General features: G+C 33.4%; 23 protein-coding genes. 6 read left to right on the forward strand and 17 right to left on the reverse strand.

What is annotated here, in order from left to right; genetic code table 11:
• Positions 1-229: 229 nt before the first annotated feature.
• On the reverse strand, positions 230-742 hold the full coding sequence (locus tag ACJROP_RS02400; RefSeq protein ID WP_406533902.1) for a zinc ribbon domain-containing protein: 513 nt from the start codon (positions 740-742) through the stop codon (positions 230-232).
• Between the two features lie 34 nt (positions 743-776).
• The gene (locus ACJROP_RS02405; protein WP_406533903.1) at positions 777-1,844 is read right to left on the reverse strand and encodes a metallophosphoesterase; all 1,068 of its coding nucleotides are present in this window, start codon (positions 1,842-1,844) and stop codon (positions 777-779) included.
• Positions 1,845-1,933: 89 nt separating this feature from the next.
• Here ACJROP_RS02405 and ACJROP_RS02410 point away from each other — a divergent pair, with 89 nt between their 5' ends.
• Complete coding sequence (locus ACJROP_RS02410) at positions 1,934-3,058, forward strand: AAA family ATPase (RefSeq protein WP_406533904.1); 1,125 nt, start codon at positions 1,934-1,936, stop codon at positions 3,056-3,058.
• A gap of 9 nt (positions 3,059-3,067) precedes the next feature.
• On the opposite strand, the gene hemA is transcribed toward ACJROP_RS02410, so the two are convergent.
• From hemA to ACJROP_RS02425, 3 genes are read right to left on the reverse strand one after another with little or no spacing between them, the layout of a single operon-like run.
• Positions 3,068-4,267 (reverse strand): glutamyl-tRNA reductase, encoded by a 1,200-nt coding sequence (gene hemA, locus ACJROP_RS02415; protein ID WP_406533905.1) that lies wholly within the window; start codon positions 4,265-4,267, stop codon positions 3,068-3,070.
• Positions 4,264-4,884, reverse strand: coding sequence for a bifunctional precorrin-2 dehydrogenase/sirohydrochlorin ferrochelatase (locus tag ACJROP_RS02420; protein ID WP_406533906.1), 621 nt, complete (start codon positions 4,882-4,884; stop codon positions 4,264-4,266). Before ACJROP_RS02420 ends, hemA begins: the two co-directional genes overlap by 4 nt.
• Position 4,885: 1 nt before the next feature.
• Positions 4,886-5,368 (reverse strand): methanogenesis marker 9 domain-containing protein, encoded by a 483-nt coding sequence (locus ACJROP_RS02425; protein WP_406533907.1) that lies wholly within the window; start codon positions 5,366-5,368, stop codon positions 4,886-4,888.
• Between the two features lie 174 nt (positions 5,369-5,542).
• Here ACJROP_RS02425 and ACJROP_RS02430 point away from each other — a divergent pair, with 174 nt between their 5' ends.
• Complete coding sequence (locus ACJROP_RS02430) at positions 5,543-6,232, forward strand: M48 family metallopeptidase (RefSeq protein WP_406533908.1); 690 nt, start codon at positions 5,543-5,545, stop codon at positions 6,230-6,232.
• 5 nt (positions 6,233-6,237) lie between these two features.
• Here the strand turns inward: ACJROP_RS02430 and atwA are convergent, their stop codons facing one another.
• From atwA to ACJROP_RS02485, 11 genes are all read right to left on the reverse strand, one after another.
• Entirely contained in the window at positions 6,238-7,836 is a 1,599-nt protein-coding gene (atwA, locus tag ACJROP_RS02435; RefSeq protein ID WP_406533909.1) for a methyl coenzyme M reductase system, component A2, read from the reverse strand.
• Between the two features lie 73 nt (positions 7,837-7,909).
• The gene (locus ACJROP_RS02440) at positions 7,910-8,620 is read right to left on the reverse strand and encodes a tRNA-dihydrouridine synthase (RefSeq protein ID WP_406533926.1); all 711 of its coding nucleotides are present in this window, start codon (positions 8,618-8,620) and stop codon (positions 7,910-7,912) included.
• Positions 8,621-8,649: 29 nt separating this feature from the next.
• Positions 8,650-9,411, reverse strand: a complete 762-nt coding sequence (locus tag ACJROP_RS02445) for a GTP cyclohydrolase III (protein ID WP_406533910.1) — start codon at positions 9,409-9,411, stop codon at positions 8,650-8,652.
• A 21-nt stretch (positions 9,412-9,432) separates the two neighbouring features.
• Positions 9,433-10,338 (reverse strand): 2-phospho-L-lactate transferase, encoded by a 906-nt coding sequence (gene cofD, locus ACJROP_RS02450; RefSeq protein ID WP_406533911.1) that lies wholly within the window; start codon positions 10,336-10,338, stop codon positions 9,433-9,435.
• Positions 10,339-10,346: 8 nt separating this feature from the next.
• Entirely contained in the window at positions 10,347-11,120 is a 774-nt protein-coding gene (locus ACJROP_RS02455; RefSeq protein ID WP_406533912.1) for a coenzyme F420-0:L-glutamate ligase, read from the reverse strand.
• A gap of 25 nt (positions 11,121-11,145) precedes the next feature.
• Entirely contained in the window at positions 11,146-11,772 is a 627-nt protein-coding gene (locus tag ACJROP_RS02460; RefSeq protein WP_406533913.1) for an IMP cyclohydrolase, read from the reverse strand.
• A gap of 14 nt (positions 11,773-11,786) precedes the next feature.
• Positions 11,787-12,200, reverse strand: coding sequence for an ExbD/TolR family protein (locus tag ACJROP_RS02465; RefSeq protein WP_406533914.1), 414 nt, complete (start codon positions 12,198-12,200; stop codon positions 11,787-11,789).
• A gap of 8 nt (positions 12,201-12,208) precedes the next feature.
• Positions 12,209-13,048, reverse strand: coding sequence for a MotA/TolQ/ExbB proton channel family protein (locus tag ACJROP_RS02470; protein WP_406533915.1), 840 nt, complete (start codon positions 13,046-13,048; stop codon positions 12,209-12,211).
• Between the two features lie 87 nt (positions 13,049-13,135).
• Entirely contained in the window at positions 13,136-13,750 is a 615-nt protein-coding gene (gene rnhB, locus ACJROP_RS02475) for a ribonuclease HII (protein ID WP_406533916.1), read from the reverse strand.
• A 44-nt stretch (positions 13,751-13,794) separates the two neighbouring features.
• A complete protein-coding gene (locus ACJROP_RS02480) occupies positions 13,795-14,868 on the reverse strand; it encodes a rod shape-determining protein (protein WP_406533917.1) in 1,074 nt (357 codons plus the stop codon).
• A gap of 2 nt (positions 14,869-14,870) precedes the next feature.
• A complete protein-coding gene (locus tag ACJROP_RS02485; RefSeq protein WP_406533918.1) occupies positions 14,871-15,509 on the reverse strand; it encodes a hypothetical protein in 639 nt (212 codons plus the stop codon).
• A gap of 400 nt (positions 15,510-15,909) precedes the next feature.
• On the opposite strand from ACJROP_RS02485, the gene ACJROP_RS02490 reads away from it, so the two are divergent.
• From ACJROP_RS02490 to ACJROP_RS02505, 4 genes are read left to right on the forward strand one after another with little or no spacing between them, the layout of a single operon-like run.
• Positions 15,910-16,605: an archaetidylserine synthase gene (locus ACJROP_RS02490; RefSeq protein ID WP_406533919.1), complete on the forward strand. Its 696-nt coding sequence runs from the start codon at positions 15,910-15,912 to the stop codon at positions 16,603-16,605.
• A gap of 60 nt (positions 16,606-16,665) precedes the next feature.
• Positions 16,666-17,835: a DUF515 domain-containing protein gene (locus tag ACJROP_RS02495; protein WP_406533920.1), complete on the forward strand. Its 1,170-nt coding sequence runs from the start codon at positions 16,666-16,668 to the stop codon at positions 17,833-17,835.
• A 36-nt stretch (positions 17,836-17,871) separates the two neighbouring features.
• Positions 17,872-18,594, forward strand: a complete 723-nt coding sequence (locus ACJROP_RS02500) for a sortase (RefSeq protein WP_406533921.1) — start codon at positions 17,872-17,874, stop codon at positions 18,592-18,594.
• Positions 18,595-18,969, forward strand: a complete 375-nt coding sequence (locus ACJROP_RS02505) for a dihydroneopterin aldolase family protein (protein ID WP_406533922.1) — start codon at positions 18,595-18,597, stop codon at positions 18,967-18,969.
• 3 nt (positions 18,970-18,972) lie between these two features.
• On the opposite strand, the gene mfnA is transcribed toward ACJROP_RS02505, so the two are convergent.
• Positions 18,973-20,130 carry a tyrosine decarboxylase MfnA gene (mfnA, locus tag ACJROP_RS02510; RefSeq protein ID WP_406533923.1) on the reverse strand — a complete coding sequence of 386 codons (1,158 nt, stop codon included), beginning with the start codon at positions 20,128-20,130 and terminating at the stop codon, positions 18,973-18,975.
• Positions 20,131-20,142 lie beyond the last annotated feature (12 nt).

Genomic DNA, 20,142 nt, shown 5'->3' on the forward strand with positions numbered 1-20,142 from the left:
GGAGAAATAATAAAAATCACCATAAATGCCATAGAATACTCATGTAAAACCAATAAAAACGGTATTGCAAGCTTACCAATTAATTTAGCTATAGGAACCTATGAAATAACATCAGAGTATAATGGTAATGTAATAAACAATACAGTAATCATAAAAAAATCATAACCATATAATGATTATATTAAAAATTCGGCCCTCATTGTTGAAAGAATTCCCATCTATCAAACAATTAATAATCTTTAACTGAGTGAATTAAATCATCCATATCATTAAAAAGATTATTTATATCATCATTATCTTTTTTATTTGTACTTATATTGATTACCAATTCGTTAATCAAATCCTCCATCTTATCGATGAATGTTTGTAATATTTCAATTTTGCTGTCAATCTCTTTTTCAACAAGTTCATTGTTATCAGAGTCTAGTTCAACCATCTTTTTTGTAACTTCCAACTGGTTTGCAAATAATTGATTAGACTTCTTAATTGAAGAAGAAAACTTATTATAAGTCATATCGCTTGGATTAAATAGCTTTTCAACTAATTCCGTGGCTCTTTTTTGTTTAATGTAATAATCCTTTTCCAAATTATCAATTATTTCATCATATTTTGATGGAACAATTTCAATAGCCGGCTCTTCATTAAAAACTTTTCTTCCACATTGAATGCAGAATTTTTGATTGGGCTCCAACTTGGCTCCGCAATAAATACAAAAATGATTATGATTTCCATCAATTGTCATATAATTACTATTTAAACAAACGATTTAATAAATTCTATGATTTTCTCAGTTTCAAAACCACAATTTCAGAATCGGTTCCCCATCTCATTGGAGTATCCATCGAGCCCACACCTGTTGTTACATGCAGATATTTGCCAGAACTATTTCTAAAAAGGCCCTTATTGTATTTAAAAAGGACATTTGTAAAATATATCACTGGGTAAAATTGTCCTCCATGAGTATGGCCGGATAACTGGATATCAAAACCTAATGAAGAAAACTCCTCCCAATAGTAAGGCACATGATAATTAAGGATATTAACTAAATTAGGGCGTATCATACTCATATCCATTTTTGGAGTCCCCCTATCATCAAAACTGAAAGTCAAACCAAAAATGCTTAAATCACCGATTTCTATTGTTTCGTTATCTAAGACTATGATTCCTGCTTTTTTACATGCTTTAATAACATTGTCAATACCTGGATAGAAATCATGATTTCCAGGGGTAAATATTATGGGCATGCTGACATCCTTAAAAGCCGAAAAATCGTCTTCTTCCACAACACATGATCCGTCCGCCAAATCTCCGGAAATGATGGCCAGCCCACAGGTGCCGTCAAGCCATTTTAGTTTTTCCGCAACATTTTGAACAATTTCCTTATGGTGAACAGATCCAAAATGAATGTCTGACATATGTGCAATGTTAATTTCACGAGTCAAATTATCCAAAACTAACGTTTTTTCATTTATGACCAATTTATGAGCTTTATAGAAATTGTAAATACCTAAAATTGGAACAACCGCTATCATAATGCAAATTATGCTGAAGGGCAATGTTATAAATTTACCGATTAGATGAATGACTATCAAATCAATCAAAAACATTACCGAAGCCCACATCCAAATTCCATTTACATTTGCCAAAAATCGGCCAAACACCGTTGACTTTTTCGATTCAAAAAACATTGGCCCGCAATGAATCAAACCCGTTGCAATCGTAATCAAAGCCAGATACATGTCATCAACGCCACCAAACAGCAAAAACAGATATTTCAACAGAAAGAACTGAAACAGCATGTAAAATGGTGTTATGAATAGGACCCTTCTAGTTCTAAAACTCATAGATTAAACCTCTAAAATTAGTATATCACATCAAGTATTTAAATAATTAAAAACAATGTAAATATGTTAAAAATATCGGAGGTGAGTGATTGAAAAGTGACAGCAAAAAAACAGAAATAAAAACAACTAACCAAAAGCAAACAAAAATAGAACCAGAAGACAAGGAATATGCGGAATGTGTCATTTTAAGACCTGTTGGATATCCATTTGAATTTAATCTGATGGATGAACATATAGAGATAACCAACAAAGAACTGTTCGAAGAATATGCGCGTGAACAATGGTTAGGATTAGTTGTACGTGAAAACTCACACTTATTTGATCAAAAAATCATACCGGATTATGGTTTTGAAGTTATAAAAGCAAAACCTGACAATTCAATAATTTCTGAAAAAACAAAAATTAAGATCATTACAGATGAATTAACTACAAAAAATGATAATAAAAAGTTTAAATCAAATATACGCCTTTCAGATATTATTGGACAAAATAATGCAAAAAATAAAGTCAAAGTCATAACAAAATATTTGGAAAATCCGGAAAAATTCGGCCCTTGGGCTCCAAAGAATATTTTGTTTTACGGACTTCCGGGCACTGGCAAAACAATGCTTGTCAAAGCCCTTGCCAGCGAGCTTGAAGTTCCTTTGTACCTAATTAAAGCAACATCACTAATTGGTGACCATGTCGGTGATGGTGCATCTAAAATTCAAGATTTATTTAAGAAAGCTAGTGAAAATTCACCATCCATAATTTTCATTGATGAAATCGATGCGATTGCACTGCACAGGTCTTTCCAATCATTGAGAGGGGATGTTTCAGAAATCGTTAACTCCCTATTAACTGAAATGGACGGCATTATTGAAAATGATTCCGTCATAACAATTGGAGCAACCAATAATCCAAACTCTCTTGATTATGCCGTAAGAAGCAGATTTGAAGAAGAAATAGAATTCAAATTGCCTGATGACGAGGAAAGATTAGCCATTCTAGAAAGCAATCTTAAAACAATGCCACTAGATTATGATATTGATTTAGAAAAAGTCGTGAAAATAACTAAAGGGTTATCAGGAAGAGACTTAAAAGAAAAAATTCTAAAAACCTCTCTTCACAATGCAATAGCTAATGATTGTGAAATCATCACTATGGAAAATATCGATTATGCTATTAAGAATAGCAAAATAAAAAATACTGATGTAAAGGGAATGTTTGAATAAAACATTCGCTTAATCAGAATTGAAAATATACTCACAAGCTGCGATTACATCCTCATTTTCTTCTTTTGCAGCTTTTTTAACATTTTTTGAAATATCATAAAATATTTTGTTAACAATAGAATTTGTTAAATTATCCAATATTTTTACACTACCATCTACATCAGCCAACTTAACAGACGCTTTTTGAGTTTCACGTTGCCTTATCTCTTCCATAGATGCTCTTAAATTACCAAGCATCTCATCAACTTCCATTATTTTAAAGGATTCTTTAAGCAAAATGAATTCTTCATTGATGATCTTTTCTGCTTCACCAAATTCCTTTATTCTGAGGTTAGTGTTAATCTCAGCAATTTCCCTTAAATCATCAATATTGAATGATTTAACGCCCAATTCCACAACATCATCTGAAATATCACGAGGATTTGCAATATCAACAATCATCAAATCATCATATGTCCGATCAATTCTCAAAAGACGTTCTTTATTAATGATTTCATGAGGTGCGCTAGTCGCACTTATCACCAAATCGGCGGTAGCAAGATATTTTTCCAAATCATGGAACAATATGGCTTGGCCACCCAAATCTTGAGCAAGTTCAACAGCAACATAATAAGTTCTGTTTGCAACAAAAATAGCATGCAAATCTTTTTCAGCAAGAGCCTTTGCAACCAACCTTCCCATTTTTCCGGCACCAATAACCAGAACAGATTTATCATCCAAACTACCCATATGCTTTTCAGCAAGGTCAATAGCAGCCGAACCTATGGAAACAGACCCCTTATTAATGTTAGTCTTGTTTCTTACAACTTGACCGACATGGATAGCTTTTGTAAAAACAGCATCGAGAACTTTACCGCAATGATGGTTTTTCATTGCTTTGTTTTTAGCATCTTTAACTTGGCCCAGAATTTGGTCTTCACCGACAATCATTGATTCCAAACCGGAAGTCATACGCAATAGATGCATGATAGCAGATTGACCATATTCTATTATGATGCTCTGATTGTCATGAGACAATAATTCCTCATCTTCTGAGATATAATCACTATTGATATAATATTCCTTTCGGTTACATGTGGAAATTTCAATATATTCACCTATTGAATATTTTTCCTGCAATTTCCAAAACAACTCATCAATGTCTTTTGAAATGATTTCCATTGAATGAATATCTGCAATCTTATGGTCAACTCTCAAATTAAGTATCACTCTAATCCCCTTATTAAATTATCAATACAACATTTAGCCTCATCAATTTCGCCATCTTTAATTAAATCGTTGATTTTTTCATCTTCAAGGATTTCATAGAGATATTTTCTTCTCTCCTTTTGGTCTTCAACGACTTTTTTTAATTCAGTGCGTGCGTAATCCTGAAGTTCAATTTCCAGAATATCCTCCTCTGAGATGATTGACTGAATTTTTTTTCGAAGCTGACGGGCCATCAATGGGCTTTTGCCATTAGTAAAAATAGAAATTTCAATTTCCCCAATATTAAAGCTTGTAGGAACAATAATGTCCCCTTTTAATGGGTAATCTGCCCTATTAATTAATTTATTTTGAGCAATAGCACAAACATAATCGGATAACTTCTCATCACCGCTGGCCACTACAACCAAATCGGCCCAGTTAACTAGTTCATCCACATCATCATTAGAACATAAAACAGCACCTTTATGTTCCAATTCATCAGATAAACTGTTTCCTGCCAACTTTACGTTAGCTCCATGATCTAAAAATTTATTTGCCCTTCTAGTTGCAACTTCGCCAGTTCCTAAAATAAAAACATTCAAATCAGCAGTTTTTAAATAAAGAGAAGTCCAATCCATTTTAATCAGAATTTTCTAGAGATTTTGCATGTAAAACTTTTACGGCAGCTCTTAAATCATTATTGCATTCAGTTAAAACATTCATCGCTTCAAGTTTTGTTACGTTAAATGTTTCGGCCAAAGCTTCAGCTTTTTCATCAGGATTTGGTTTATTAACACCAACCAACCTTTCTGATAATTCTTTTTTCAAATCCAAATAATCATCATGGGTCATTCCCATATTCCTTAAAGTCATGTCCCTTAACGGACAAGGTTTAGATGGTTTACAACACCATACAAGAGAACCGAAACAGGTCCCCGCTCCTTCACCTAATCTAGTTTCCTTAGCAAATTGAGTTTTAATCTCAATATATTCGCGAGGTGTTAAATTAACCTCCTGCAATGCATTTAAAACTGGGCATGGCTTAATCGGAGGGCAACAAAAAGCGAGTCCTCTTACATCTCCTCCTCTGCAAATATGAGATGGTGCATCTTCCCAAGTCATGATAAACCTCCAAAATAATTCATTTCTAATTATATAATAATTGTTATTAATTATAAAATATTGATATAATTTATTTTAACAATAAGTATATATAACCTTTTTTATATAGAGGATAACCTCACTTTTAATCAATAAAATTTTTAAATCTTATTCACTTATTTTAATATAGGAATTATGAGTAAAGAAAAAATTATAATCGATGATATCCAAATCACATTGGAGCGAAAAAACATTAAAAATATGTATCTTCGAGTTTTGCCGCCCAGTGGTGAGGTTAAGGTTTCAGCACCGTTGTTTGTATCTGATGAAGACATTTCCAATTTTATAAAATCTCGAAGAGATTGGATATTGAAAAAGCAAAACCTGATTTTAAATAATAAGATTAAAGCTCCTTTAAAATACACAACTGGTGAAAAACATCCTGTATGGGGCGAAGAATATACTCTACAGTTGATTAAAAACAATACAATAAAACAAGTGGTTATTGACAGGCAAAAAGGAATCTTATATTTGCCCGTTCCTAACCGCAGCACAATAGAAAAACGGGAGAAAATTCTAAACGATTTTTACAGAAAAGAACTTCAAAATGCAATTCCCCACGTTTTAACTAAATGCAGTAAAATAGTTGGAAAAAGCCCAAAAGATGTTAGTGTACGAAAAATGAAAAATTGGGGAAACTGTAAAAAGGATGGTAGGATTACACTGAATTTAAATTTGGCTAAAAAAGATTCAATATGTTTAGAATATGTGATGATACATGAATTATGCCATCTAATTGAATTTAATCACGGAAAAAAATTTAAAAAATTAATGGACAAATTTTGTCCAAATTGGAAAAATATAAAAAAAATATTAAATGAATAAGAAGATTATCTTTCTTTAAGCATGTCTTCTTTTTCATCTACAGTCAATTTATCAACAATTTCTTCAGGAGTTCCTATATCCAGGAGTTTGCCTCCTCTCATTAAGGCTGCTCTGTCACAAACATCCAATACAAAGTCCATATCGTGAGAAACAATGATAAATGTTTGTTCTAATTCTGTACGGGCTTTTAATATGGAATCAGTAACAATAACACGAGTAACTGGGTCCATAGTACCAGTTGGTTCGTCTAAAAGAATAATATTAGGTTCCTTAATTAAAACCTGTGCTAAAGCAATCCTATGTTTTTCCCCTACACTTAACTGATCAGGATATTTATCAAGAATTGTTGCTGCAACATCATCAGCGAATCCGACTGTAGTTAATGCGTGAATAGCTTTAATTTTACCGAATTCAGCTGGCAAGTTTAAACTAATTGCATCAGTTAAGTTACCTAAGATTGTTCTGTGAGGATATAATGAATACTCTTGATGCAATAAACCTATATAAGGCATAATGCGCCCACGGTTAAGAGGACCTACTTTTGTCATGTCAATCCATTCATCACCAAGCTTTATGTTAATATCCCCACTACTTGGTTCAGTTAATCCGATTAACATTCTTGTAGTGGTTGTCTTACCAGAACCGCTCAAACCAACAATACCGAATATCTCCTCTTTATTGATTGTTAAGCTTACACCATCGACAGCTTTTACAACACCACGTTCAATAGAGTAATAATGCTTTTTAACGTCTTCAAGAACAATTTCTGGTTCACCAAATTCAGGAATTTCAGGCTTTTTAGGAACTGGAACTGTTGCCATGAATTCCTCTACAACTTTATGAGGATCTCCTTCTTCTTTGATTTGGCCATTTTCTAACCAAATTACATTATCGGCAAGTTCTGTCATTACTTCAGGCCAGTGAGAGGTAATTACCATGGTGATTCCTTCATCTTTAACACCCTCTTTTAAGGTATTGTGAAGTTTTACTGCAGTTTGAGGATCCAAAGTACCTGTTGGTTCATCTGCTAAAAACATCATTGGACTTTTAGCTAATTGTCTTGCAAGCACAACTCTTTGTTTTTCACCACCACTCAAGTCACGAGCAATGTGAGTAATCCTGTGGTTCATCTGAACCATGTCCAATAATTCTAAAGCAGTATATATTCCTTCTTCATAATCTTTACTTTCAGGCATTGCTCTCATTACGTTTTCAATAACGGTTTCCTCATCATACAATGCAAAGTTACGTTGCAACATGATAGAAATTCTTCTTTTGATACTTGCAAATAATTTCCTTTCAGCATTAAAGAAATCAACTTCCTTAGCTTCTAAAGTTGCTCCGCAACTACATTTTTCACCAGCATGAGATGGAGAATCAACTGCCAAACATTCTGGACAAACAGCCACATTAAAAATTATTTGACCTGCATCAGGTTTGTAATCTAATGTTCCCCTTAGCATGTTGATTAAAACAGATTTTCCGCTTCCACTGCGCCCCAATATACCTAAAGTTTCACCTTCGCCAATTTTTAAATTAATATCTTTAAGAACATCAACACCATCAAAAGTTTTTGTAATATTCTTAAGTGTTATAAAATCCATGAAATCACCTTATAAGATAATCTTTATTTTCAACTATTAATATAAGTTTCTAATAACAATTGTTTTATAAATATTAAAAATTAGTAATATTAAAATCTAAATTTCCAGAAATAACTGAACGAGCTATTGAAAAGCCGTCTACTCCAGTATCAATCATTTTTTTAGCGTTTTCTTCGGAGTTGACAGAATTATTTCCAATGATTTTTATATCTGTATTATTGCAGATTTCTCTTAGAAGTTCCCAATCCGCTTCAAAAACACCTTTCTTCATAGCATCAATATGCAAATAATCAGCACCGGAACCTTCTATAATCTTAGCAATTTTTAAAGTGTCTACACCATCTACATTTGCCCTAATCTTAACTGACACTTCACAGTCCACATTATCAACGACTTGAGCTATGAAGTCTGATAAATCATTTCGGGTTAACATCTCCTGACCGCAACCAACGGCTAAGATTTCATCCTGGCGACAATGACAGTTGATTTCAACAATATCCAAATCCTTAATTTTTCCGACTTCGATAATTGGCTGAGGAGTGGTTGCTCGGACGTTGGCTGAAACCTTTACATCATTATGAAGTTTTTTAATTGAAGCAACTTCCGTTTCAATATGGGTAAAAATAGTATTTAAAGGAAAAACGAATTCTTTCCTTCCACGTTCAATGATCTTTTGACTTGCTTCAATTGTAGGCTTGTCTAAACTATATCCTCCTAAAGTAGCTACATTAAAACCAAAAGGAACAACCTTATTTAAAAAATCAGCGTTAGTTATTCCTGCCATTGGAGCAACTACTTTAAGCATGATATTCCTCAATATTCCTTCTCAATGACCCAGGTCCACATTTCATTATTATGAGCACGGATTTCTTCAAGACCTATATCCGCCATATAAGCAGCATCTTCAGCATTTCTGCCTCTGCCTATACCTGCTTTGAGTTTAATACCTATCTCTTCATCAATTTCGACCATTATGTCTTCAATTTCCTGTTCAGACAATCCGTTACATGGAGACATGAAGTTATCTCCCCCGATGAAGAATAATAATGCTCCTTTTTTAATCAATTTAGTCATTAAATAATGTTGAGCCTTATTAACCATGAAACTTGTATCGAAAGCAGATTCAATGTCAGTTAAAGTTTCTGTAACACTGTTAATGTCAATATGGGCCGCCTGAACGAAACTATCCTCTTCACTAACTAAGCTATCAATAGCTAAAATTTCTTTTCTTTCTCCTGATTGAGCGCTTCCTGCTTTTTGAAGTGCAATTGTGGCTAATTTTTGAGCTTCATGAGGAGTTTCAGCAGCACCTACACCCATACTTATAGTAATTGGGTATCTGTTTCTAATAGATCTTTGAATTCTTAAATGATCTTCTTCATTGAGACCATTTGAAATTGCAAGTAAGTTATCGAATCTAGTAAAGAAAACCAAACCTTTTTTATTTCCAAAATGATTGTTTAAATCAGCAAATAAACTTGCTTGGAGCATTTGTAAATCAGATTCAGTTCTCGGCCTTGGAGTAACAGTCCAAGGACCATAGTTGTCAATTTGTATTAAAGTCATTTGTATCATTGAATAACCGCCTCTTTCATATTAAGGAATACTATCAATAATAATTTCAGCCAAATTTTTTTTAGCATCTAAATTATTCATAATTGTATTTGTAATTATTACCTTATTAATTATTTGATTTACCTCAACTTTTTTATCTTCATCTTTATCATCAATTACCATAGTATCTAAAAAATCTTGATACAATGAAGCGACCCCTATTGATGAAACATCAATGCCCAGAGCTTTCATGAATTTGCTGGCCGGCCCCGAAACGGCACCGGAACCAATGATTGGGGATACTGCAATTACATAAGTTTCTTTTAAAGCTTCACGAACACCTTCTAAAGACAATATTGGTGAAATTGAAGTAATCGGATTTGATGGACCAATAATTACTGCCTCAGAATCTTTAATCGCATCAATAATTCCTTCACTAGGAGAAACCTTGGAAAACTTAACATCGACAACATTAGGTTGAGATTGGTGTTTGATTAAGAAATCATGAAACTCCAATTCTCCAATATCCGTGATGATTTTAATGTCGGAATTTTCCTCACTCATTGGTATGACCCTTGATTTGATTCCCATATTCTTGGCTTGAATTTCAACGGCTTTTGCAAGACCGTACTTTTCCATTAATTGTGTCTTTTGTATTTTTGTAGCGCGGTCAATATCGCCGATTCTAAGCAATTCACCACAGCCTATCTCTTCAAGCCTTTCATGAGTAATGAAAGTGTCATCTTTTACACCATACCACAACTCATCGTTAATCATGTCAGACATTGTATATAAAACAGTGTCAATATCTGCAGAGACATAAACGCCAGAAAAATAATCGTTTTCTAAAGTATTTACAATAATTGTTAAATCTTCAGGATTAACAATCTCTTTTAGTCCCTGCAATAATTTTGGAGTACCAGTTCCTCCGGATAAAACAGTAATCATAAAACCACTTACTTTCTAAATACATCGAATTCCTTTGGCATGAGCACAGGTTTGATATTTGAGTCGACATTCCTTAACTTATCAAAACTATCAAATCCGCGTATAAGGACTACCGGAAGGCCTTCATCAGCCTGCCCCATTATAAGGGATGCTGCTGCGGCCAGTTCATCACAAGTTGCAATCTCAGTAGTTTCCAGTTCACGGCCATATAAATCCTTTTCACCCACTCTTCTCCAGATTGGTGAAATCCCTGAACATCCTATTGCAGTACCAATAGCACCAAATCTGAAAGCCCTTCCTTGAGTATCAGTAATAATGACTGCTATTTCTTCACCAAATTCATTTTCTAAAAATTCACGAATTTCAAAAGCGGATTTATCAGCATTAGCGGGCATTGGAGTAGCCAATCCATCACCGACATTTGACTCGTCGATACCGGCATTAGCACATACGAATCCATGAATTGTTTCTGTTATGATGAAATTAGGCCCGACTTTAACAATTTCATTTGACTGTTGAATGATGGCTTCAACCAATCTTGGATCTTTTTTGGATTTTTCTGCAAGTTCGATTGCTTGAGCTGATGGGGTCAAATCATCCAATTTTATAAAATTCTCTTCGGCTTTTGAAATTAAAGTTTCTGCGATTAGTATGATATCTCCATGATTAAGACCGCAACCCTGTTTTTCGATAGCTTCCTTAATAATCTTTGAAATATCGCTGCTTCCATCAATAATAGGAATATTCTCTAAACCAAATAATTCAATACTCATAATAATCATCTAATAAAATTAAAAAAAGAAAAAATTATGGATTATAGACATCAATAGCCCATTCTCCATCAAAAACTGCGGCTGAAGAAGTCACAGGTTTTTCATAATTTACAAAAGTTCCTTCATCAAATATGAATTTAGCAGCATCTGAAGATGTTTTAGCTTCAAAATCGACTTTATCAGGTACTTGGCTACCATATGTTGAAATGAATGCCGCCTCACCAAATGGAACTTGTTCGACCAATATCTTATTATCATTAACAATTCCAATGTAACACTCATATTCATCTTCTTGTGCAGAAGGTTTAACAGCAGCTGCAATCCTTGGAGTATTATAATCATCCTTTTCATAATCCATAGTAAGTAATGAATATGCCATTGAATCCTTAATACTCATTCCTAAAGAAATTTTATCTGCTATAACATCTGTTTGAGAACCATTTGAAACAATTGCAATATCATCTACAATACGAATACAATTGTAAGCAATATAAGCATTCTTAAAAATATCTTTTTCAAAACCTTCTATTGGAACAACGGCTGCACGGCCGTCATATTTTAGGCATTGCCTATTAGGAAAAGACCTGCTTGACACCCTATAAGCAATAAAAGGTTTACCATCACAATTCATCCCAGTTGATAAAATTCTCCCAGTATACATTTTCATTCCTCGATTTAAAGTTCCGGACGTTGAACAGCCATTTCCGGTGATATTCCCGCAGGAGTTTTAATGTCAATTTCACCTGGTTTAATTGTAACTTGACCTTCATCAATTACTCTTGCTTGAACTCCGACTGCACTGCCCGCTATTGCATCCGAGCGATCTTGACCGTTTACTGTAACTTTATGCAAATTAGCTACAGGCATTACATAATATTCCGCATCACCAGTAACATCAGTAACATTAGGTTTTCCACTCGCATCATCTACAACATCAGAATCATCCGTTTGAACATCAGTAGCTGAAAAATTACTAGTTACAACTAAAAAAATCATTATTGTGAATAGAATATCAATGAAAGGAACTAAGTTAATACTTGGTTTATTATCCGATACCTTCTTCTTATGTTTTCCCACATCAATTGCCATCTAATCACCTATTGTTTTAGTTTACTTTCAGTAATTTCAGCATTAACATTACATTTTTCCAATATAATATTGGAAATACTTTTATCTAACATACTTGGTTTAAAAGAGACTTTAATATTCGCATAAGGATCAGAAATCAATCTTGTGTTGACAACACCCTCCGCTTCCTGTAAAGCTTCAAGCGCACATTCAACATTGGAATCCACTCTAACCTTAACTACAGCATAACCCCAATTTGTCATTTTTGTAGCAAGTTCAATCTTATCCATTTCCGCTTCAATAAGACCTTGAATATAAGTATGAAGTGGTAATAATACAATTGCAACAGAAAGTCCCATAATTGTGGTGGTTAAAGCCGTATAAATTCCTTCTGCCATTGCGGCGGAGTCTGGATTTACACCTAATGATTTGAAAGTCAACCAAATACCAATAACAGTACCAATCAAACCTAAAAATGGAGCCAATTCCGTAAGAGTTTTTATAGTGCTTAACCCTTTTGTCATTTTACCAACTTCAACAATGAAAATTTGCTCCATACTTTCTTCAACTTCAGTTTTGTTTTTATAACCGATTTTTAAAGTTTCAGAAATAATTCTAGAAATAGGATTTTTAAAGCCATTAATCTGTTTTAATGCTTCAACAGCACCTCCCCTTTCCATAGATGCTGTAACAACACCAAATATTTCAGTTGTATCTACTTTACTAATTTTTTTAAGATATGCTATCTTTCTTAATGCAATAATGAGACCATAAATACCAACGAAGAGAATTATATAAGTAATGATTCCACCTTGGGTGAATATGTCCACTACTCCATCAATAAAAGGCATAATATACTCAATAATCATATTCATCCTCTATATAATATTGAAAAATTGTTTATAAAAATAATTTATTTATTCCTATACTTAAATATTATTTAAAAAAGAGCAATATTACTTCATTTTAGCAACTGTGGCCCAAGATTTTCTAACAAACTCCGGCATTTCATCATAAGTGTAATTTGATAAAAATTTTTTTGTGGTCGGGTCTGAAGGATAGCCTGAACCAATTCCCCCTGATTTGATATATTCCTTATTAAGCTCTTTAATATATTCATCCCTTTCGGCTTTAGCAATAATAGAAGCGGCACTAACTTCAATATATTTATCATCAGCCTTATGTTCGGCGGTTACATCAATTCCAGTATCCTTACACAAATTTTCTTGAAAACGTTCTGCCTTTACATCAACCGCATCGACAATTGCCTTTTCAGGTTTTAATTTCAAGATAATGCTTTCCATAGCATTTTTTTCAATTTCATTAAGATTTACACCGCTTGCCCTTAAATCATCAATTTCACGAGCAGATATGACGACAATTTCGTATTCAAACATTTTCCTTAATTTTCGAGACAAAATTGTACGCCTATTGGCAGTGAGCCTTTTAGAATCCTTAACGCCCATCCGCACAAGAATTTTATCCATCTTTTCAGGTACAACAACCCCCGCAATAACCATCGGGCCTAAAACAGATCCTCTGCCGGCTTCATCAATTCCTAAAATATCCATAAAAATCAGCAAAAAAAGTAAAAAAAGAAATAAATAATAAATATTTATTTCATAGCTCTAAGACGAACTTCAGGTTCTAAAGCAAGAGGTTCAGCAGCCACAATAGCAGTACCTTTTGCTACAACAGTCATTGGGTCATCAGAAATTTCGATTGGAATAGAAATCTCATCGAAAATTCTTTCTTTAACTCCACGAAGTCTTGAACTACCGCCAACAGCAACAGAATTATTGTAAACACCCATCATCAATTCTGGAGATAATCTTTCTAAGATTAAGTTTAATCCGCCAACAATTTGTTGCATAAATGGCTCAACAGCATCAGCAACAAGCATTGAATCAATTATGACCTTTTTAGGCCTATTGGTTTCTAAAGATTTACCAATTACTTCAACACTTAAATTTTCGATTTGTTCTGAACAATGAACCATACCCACTTCAATTTTTGCAGCCTCTGCATCATGAATACCAATAGCTACATCATATTTTTCTGCTACAAGTTCTACAATCTTGTTATCGATATCGTCTCCACCACATCTAACAGTTTCAATGTCGTTAATACCACCAAGAGAGATTATCACAATATCAGTAGAACCTGCACCGATATCTATAACCATAGTTCCATTTGGTTCTGCAATAGGCAATCCTGCACCAATTGCTGCTGCAAGACCTTCACTAATAACTAAAATATTTTGTGCACCGGCTTTTCTGCCGATTTCTTCAGCAGCATTCCTTTCCACTTCTGACGCATCGCCTGGAATACCAATAACAATTCTTCCAACGCTCTCTCCTTCATTAATACCAATTTGCATTGCTTTGATTAATAATGCCTGAGCTTGATCAACATTTTCAATGACGCCTTTTTTCAATGGCCTTACTGCAAGAATATCCTCCGGAGTTCTGCCAAGCATCCTTTTAGCTTCTTCACCTACAGCTAAAACTTCTGAAGGATCATCTTTTTTAACTGCTACCACAGATGGAATTTGGTATAAGTCAAATTTGTCACCTGAAGGTTTTGCAATAACTGTGTTTAATGTTCCTAAATCAATACCTAAACTGTTACTAATAACTTTAGTATCCTTAGTTTGTGGTTCTTCCTCTTCTTTTCCAAAAATGTTCATGATTAGTCCTCCGTTACAATATCTTTAAAATCTATAACGAAAATTCTGTTAGATGTAGCTATACTTTGAACTTTCCCAATATCTTTGTCTTTATCCACAGAAATTAGAATTGTTGACAAAACAACTTCATTTGCATTATAAAAGGGTTTTAACGCAGATTTGATAAAATTCGGCAGTTTGACTTCATTATTAAAATCAATATCAATGAAACCAGTAGTCTGTGATTCCTGTAAAATTGCAAATGGTATCTTTGATTTTTCAATGATGGACACAGTATCCCTAATTGTATCATCTGGTGCAACCAATACCATCAAATTTGGCTCATCATCCAAGTATTTGTGAGAAATTCTGACATAAGCTCCGCCACTTTGTTCGGCAAGGCCTTTGAACTCATCAATGATAATGGCATTACCATAAAGCATGATGAAATCAAATTTTTTGTCCAATTTACCGTCATTTAATATAACATGTTCCCTAAACAAAATTTTAACGCTATGGTGAGACGCAATAGCTTTATAAGCCATATCATCAACTATATCCGTATTTCCTGCAATAACACACCAACTTTTTTCAATCTTATAATTGCTATCGGATGTAACTTTTGCAGCTTGTCTAAGGACACGTATATTATCTTCAATCATTTAACTACTCACATCAATATTAATCTAATTCTTTACTAAAACAACCCAATTCCATTAAAAACCTTAATAAAAGGTCTAATTTAAAGAATTTCAAGGTTGTTTGTTAAAGTCTAACAATTAATATTTATTTAAAATGTTATTATATATATTTTATCTTTTTAGGTTTATTTTTTAAAAGAATATCCAAAAAAATATTTTAAAGGAATAATAAAGCAAAACACTAATTCAAAACAAAAACATAAATAACAACATAAGGCAATTTCAAAAATATAATACAACTAATTAGATTAAATAAAAATAACACTTATAAACTATTAAATAGAAATATAAATAAAAATAAAACGAAAACAAAGATAAAATTAATAAGAAATAAAATAAAAAGTATTACTGGAGTTTGAACATGACAATTGAAAGTACAAATATGAAAAGTTTTCTAGCATTATCAGATATCATATCTTTATTGAATATGGCATCCGGATTTTTGGCAATAATATTCTCAATAAATCAAGAATTGAACATTGCTGCAATCCTTATGATAATTGCAATCATGTTTGACTCAGCAGATGGTTGGGTAGCACGAAAGATAAATAGGCAAGATGAATTAGGTTTCGGGAAAAACATTGATTCACTATCCGATATTGTCTCATTTGGAGTTGCTCCAGCAATATTCCTATATAGTTGCATTAACACCACCCCAGGCATTTTTCAAATAATAGTAGTACTGGTCAGCTTATTAATTGTCGTTTGTGGAGTTTTAAGATTAACAAGATATAACGTGATTGCAGGCAAAATTGATACGCAAGACTTCATTGGTTTTCCGATTCCAGGAATATCTTTGATTATGGCTTCATATTATCTAAGCGGATTGTATAACCCATATGTTGCTTTGATTTTAGCCACAATAGTTTCATTGATTATGATAAGCAATATCAGATATCCTAAATTTGATAACATACCATTAATTGCAATATCATGCATATTAATATTGCTCTTAATCCTTCCAATCAACATTATCATATACGGCATCAATATTCCCGCAGTATTATTACTATTGTTCTGCTTATACTACCTAATAATTAATTTAATTAAAAAATGAGCAATTATTACTCCTATTGATTAAATTATCCATCTGGCATTAACTATTAGGAGTATTAAAATGAATAATAAAAAACCAAAAGATCCATTGTTTCCAAAAGGTTTTGAACAGGTACAGGAAATCAAAAAGCAGATTCCTCAAAATTATCCAAGACCGACCGAAAAAGATGATGAACTAACACCATTGAAAAGACTGAATCACAAGCTTGGAGTTTATTTGAGTCCCAGTTCCGTTGAAATAACCGATGATGAGAAAAAGAGAAAAATAGGGTTAATAATCACAACTTTAATATTGGCAACATTGATTATTTCAGCATATTATTTCATGATTTATGAACCTGCTCAAGAAGAATTGACACTTGCAAAAACAACAAAACTTAATGAACTTCATGATTTGTATTGTGGAGCGCTGACAACATCACCAAATGCGTTTTTATTAGAGGATAAAATAGCTTCCGCAAATAATCCAAATGAAATCAATCAAATTAATATCATAACGCCAGCAACAAAAGATTGGAAGTCCTTTCACAAAAAATCGATTGCTTCTAATCAGGACAAATACAATAGGACTATGGCAGTTTATTCCAATGAAAGCAAAAACGTACTCATGCCCATATCACAAGCGATGCAAATTGTAAATGAAAACACGGCAGACGTACTGTCAAAAATCAAGTTTGAAAAGCCAAATACCGTTTCAGTTCCTGTTTTAATATCCCGATTGCAGGCGGGAGCGGGACTGATTAATGTCGGCAGCGTTGTTGATGTCTACACAAACAACAACTATACAAATGAAAACTACACCTCAAACAACACAAGCCCCGATATAAGCGGATGCACCGTTTTGGCGATAATGAGATATGAAGACAACGGTGAAATTGATTCTGAATATTCAAAAGCCAATATGATAGTCAAAGGCAACAATACAAACCCTAATGAAAATACAAAAACCTTTTCATCAGACGTGCTGGAACTTATAAAAGGAGCGATGCTTGACGGATATGATGAGGAAGAAACATTTGAATTGCTTAAAAATTACGGAATTAGATTGTCAAATTATGAAAGGCAAATTAATTTAGGTGATTTGAATGCAGAATATATGCTTCTGATTGAAACACCACAGGAAAAAGTTGATTATATGATAAATAACATGGACAATATTGTATTGACCATCCCAACATCCAAAGCACCGAATTGGATGATAGATGAAATAAGTTCCACCTGCCCATATTAAGAAAAGTATTATACTAGATTTAACAAAATTGATACTATGAAAAGACCAAGCATTTCGACTATAATCGTTATTATCTGTATACTGATAATAGGTTTATATGCAATGGGGGAAGTCAATTATTTCTCCTCAAAAATAATTGTGGAAAGGAACATTGAAGCTCCGGCCATTGTAATACCTGATATTGGTGTCAATGAGAAAATTAATAATGTGTCCTTAAATCAAGGTGTTTTGAGCGACCCTGGAGAAAATATTCCGACAAAAGGACCTATCGTATTATATGGGCATAGGACATTGCAGGGTTCGCCGTTTCTGAGATTGAATGAAATTTCAATTGGAGATTCATTATTACTTGAATGGCCGGGAATTGGAGAATTGAATTATACCGTTACAAATACAAGCATTGTTCCGGCGACCTATTCCGCTGAAAACTTTGTTGGAAACAACTCTTTGTATCTGGTTACATGCGACCCAATCGGGTCAACAGCAAACAGATTAATTATCGAAGGAGAATTGAAAGGCCAAGATGCAATAAACAATGAGATTATTAAAGATAACCCTCAAGAGAAAAATGCACCAATAATTGCGGGGCTCTTTTTAATAATCGGATCAATATTCAGTTATTTCTACCCTAAAGATAACAGAATCTACATTTTTGTTACCGTATTGATAATATCTGCCATATTGTTCTATTTCTGTGTAAATCCAATCCCCTCAGAGTTGATCTATGAAAAAATAATATTCTTAAATGGAGGATTATAAGTGGACGTTGACAAAGAATACTTTTCAAACATAAGCACTAGAGAAAGAGCAATTTTTGAAGGGGCCATAAGCATGGGAGCCTTATTCCATCAGTTTGTAGGCACTCCTGTCAATAAAGATACTAAAAAAAGCTTAGAAATTGCTATGGAAGAGTCTTTGAAATTGCAACCTGCCATTGAAGACGTTGAGGTTGAAATCAGATTTGACAAACTTGAAGAGTCAATGACCAAATTTGACTACACCTCACTTAGCGGAGACATGCTGGACGTTAAGATATTTACAAAAGTAGAAAATGTTACAGCAGTAATAAGGATTGAATTCATTGAAGAACTCAATTACCCGTTAATGTATGTTGAAAATATTAGAGAAGATTAAAAGTTAATATATTTCTTTTAAATCTTCCAATAATTCTTTTATATGGCTTAATTTTATATGATTCATTAGGACTACCCTAATAGAGACAGGGCATTTGGCAACAGAAACCTTCCAACCTAATTTTTCTAATTTTTCAGCCAAAACATTTGTATCCATATCAGGATGATTAAAGGCAACGATGTTTAGTTCAGGTTCACAGACTATATCATAACCTAATTCCTCTAAGCCTTCTTTAAAGAAATTAGTGGTGTCCATTAATTCTTTTGCCATTTTGGAATAACCCTCTTTACCAAAATATTTCATGATTGCGTAAGTTGCAGCGGAAGATGCACCTAAACGAGTTCCAACAATTGTGGATTGGGTTTTAACAGTCAAATATGGTGAATCTACAGCCATGACCTCTAAGTATTCCTCTTCCCTAAATATGATTCCCCCGGCAGGAATTGGGGCCAATCCCATTTTATGAGGATCGACAGTAATGGAACAAACACCTTTTAGGGAAAAATCAAAAACAGGCAAATCAAAACCTATGTCTCTTAAAAAAGGAATTATGAATCCTCCAAAAGCGGCATCGACATGGAAATAAATATTATTTTCCAATGCTATCTTTGAAATTTCTTCAATAGGGTCAATTAAGCCTAATTCAGTAGTTCCGGCTATTGCTACAATAGCTACTGTCTTATCAGAAATCAATTCCTTAATGGATTCGACATCTATCTTATAATTATCATCCAAATCTGCTTCGACAATCCTTAGATTTAACATATCCGCAGCCTTTTTAAATGAAAAATGAGCTGAAGCCGGGATAATAATTTCACCATCGGTTATGCCTTTATATTTTCTTGCATGGTTTCTGGCAGCACGTATAGCCATCAAATTTGCTTCTGTACCCCCAGTTACAATATTACCATATGGCTTTTCAATGGATAACAATTCACCAATGGATTCTATCACTTTAGTTTCAATCAATTTTGTACCCTTAAACAATCCCGGATCGCCCAGATTAGTATCCAGGAAGTCATAATAAACTTCTTTGGCAAAAGGATGTGCTTCAGTACACATTGAACCTAAGATTTTGCCATCAGCATAATCATAATCCAATTTATGCATTTCAGATAATTCTTTTAAAATTTCTTCTTTATCTACGGGTTTATCGTCCATAAAATAACCTAA

It is taken from the genome of Methanobrevibacter sp., from assembly GCF_045220775.1.
In the GTDB taxonomy this organism is placed as follows: Archaea; Methanobacteriota; Methanobacteria; order Methanobacteriales; family Methanobacteriaceae; genus Methanocatella.

Bases quoted from the DNA above. Each gene is read 5' to 3' on its own strand.
- ACJROP_RS02400 (WP_406533902.1), bottom strand. From the start codon at position 742: ATGACAATTGATGGAAATCATAATCATTTTTGTATTTATTGCGGAGCC.
- ACJROP_RS02405 (WP_406533903.1), bottom strand. From the start codon at position 1,844: ATGAGTTTTAGAACTAGAAGGGTCCTATTCATAACACCATTTTACATG.
- ACJROP_RS02420 (WP_406533906.1), bottom strand. From the start codon at position 4,884: ATGGATTGGACTTCTCTTTATTTAAAAACTGCTGATTTGAATGTTTTT.
- ACJROP_RS02425 (WP_406533907.1), bottom strand. From the start codon at position 5,368: ATGACTTGGGAAGATGCACCATCTCATATTTGCAGAGGAGGAGATGTA.
- ACJROP_RS02430 (WP_406533908.1), top strand. From the start codon at position 5,543: ATGAGTAAAGAAAAAATTATAATCGATGATATCCAAATCACATTGGAG.
- atwA (WP_406533909.1), bottom strand. From the start codon at position 7,836: ATGGATTTTATAACACTTAAGAATATTACAAAAACTTTTGATGGTGTT.
- ACJROP_RS02440 (WP_406533926.1), bottom strand. From the start codon at position 8,620: ATGGCAGGAATAACTAACGCTGATTTTTTAAATAAGGTTGTTCCTTTT.
- ACJROP_RS02445 (WP_406533910.1), bottom strand. From the start codon at position 9,411: ATGATACAAATGACTTTAATACAAATTGACAACTATGGTCCTTGGACT.
- cofD (WP_406533911.1), bottom strand. From the start codon at position 10,338: ATGATTACTGTTTTATCCGGAGGAACTGGTACTCCAAAATTATTGCAG.
- ACJROP_RS02455 (WP_406533912.1), bottom strand. From the start codon at position 11,120: ATGATTATTATGAGTATTGAATTATTTGGTTTAGAGAATATTCCTATT.
- ACJROP_RS02460 (WP_406533913.1), bottom strand. From the start codon at position 11,772: ATGTATACTGGGAGAATTTTATCAACTGGGATGAATTGTGATGGTAAA.
- ACJROP_RS02465 (WP_406533914.1), bottom strand. From the start codon at position 12,200: ATGGCAATTGATGTGGGAAAACATAAGAAGAAGGTATCGGATAATAAA.
- ACJROP_RS02470 (WP_406533915.1), bottom strand. From the start codon at position 13,048: ATGATTATTGAGTATATTATGCCTTTTATTGATGGAGTAGTGGACATA.
- rnhB (WP_406533916.1), bottom strand. From the start codon at position 13,750: ATGGATATTTTAGGAATTGATGAAGCCGGCAGAGGATCTGTTTTAGGC.
- ACJROP_RS02480 (WP_406533917.1), bottom strand. From the start codon at position 14,868: ATGAACATTTTTGGAAAAGAAGAGGAAGAACCACAAACTAAGGATACT.
- ACJROP_RS02485 (WP_406533918.1), bottom strand. From the start codon at position 15,509: ATGATTGAAGATAATATACGTGTCCTTAGACAAGCTGCAAAAGTTACA.
- ACJROP_RS02490 (WP_406533919.1), top strand. From the start codon at position 15,910: ATGACAATTGAAAGTACAAATATGAAAAGTTTTCTAGCATTATCAGAT.
- ACJROP_RS02495 (WP_406533920.1), top strand. From the start codon at position 16,666: ATGAATAATAAAAAACCAAAAGATCCATTGTTTCCAAAAGGTTTTGAA.
- ACJROP_RS02500 (WP_406533921.1), top strand. From the start codon at position 17,872: ATGAAAAGACCAAGCATTTCGACTATAATCGTTATTATCTGTATACTG.
- mfnA (WP_406533923.1), bottom strand. From the start codon at position 20,130: ATGGACGATAAACCCGTAGATAAAGAAGAAATTTTAAAAGAATTATCT.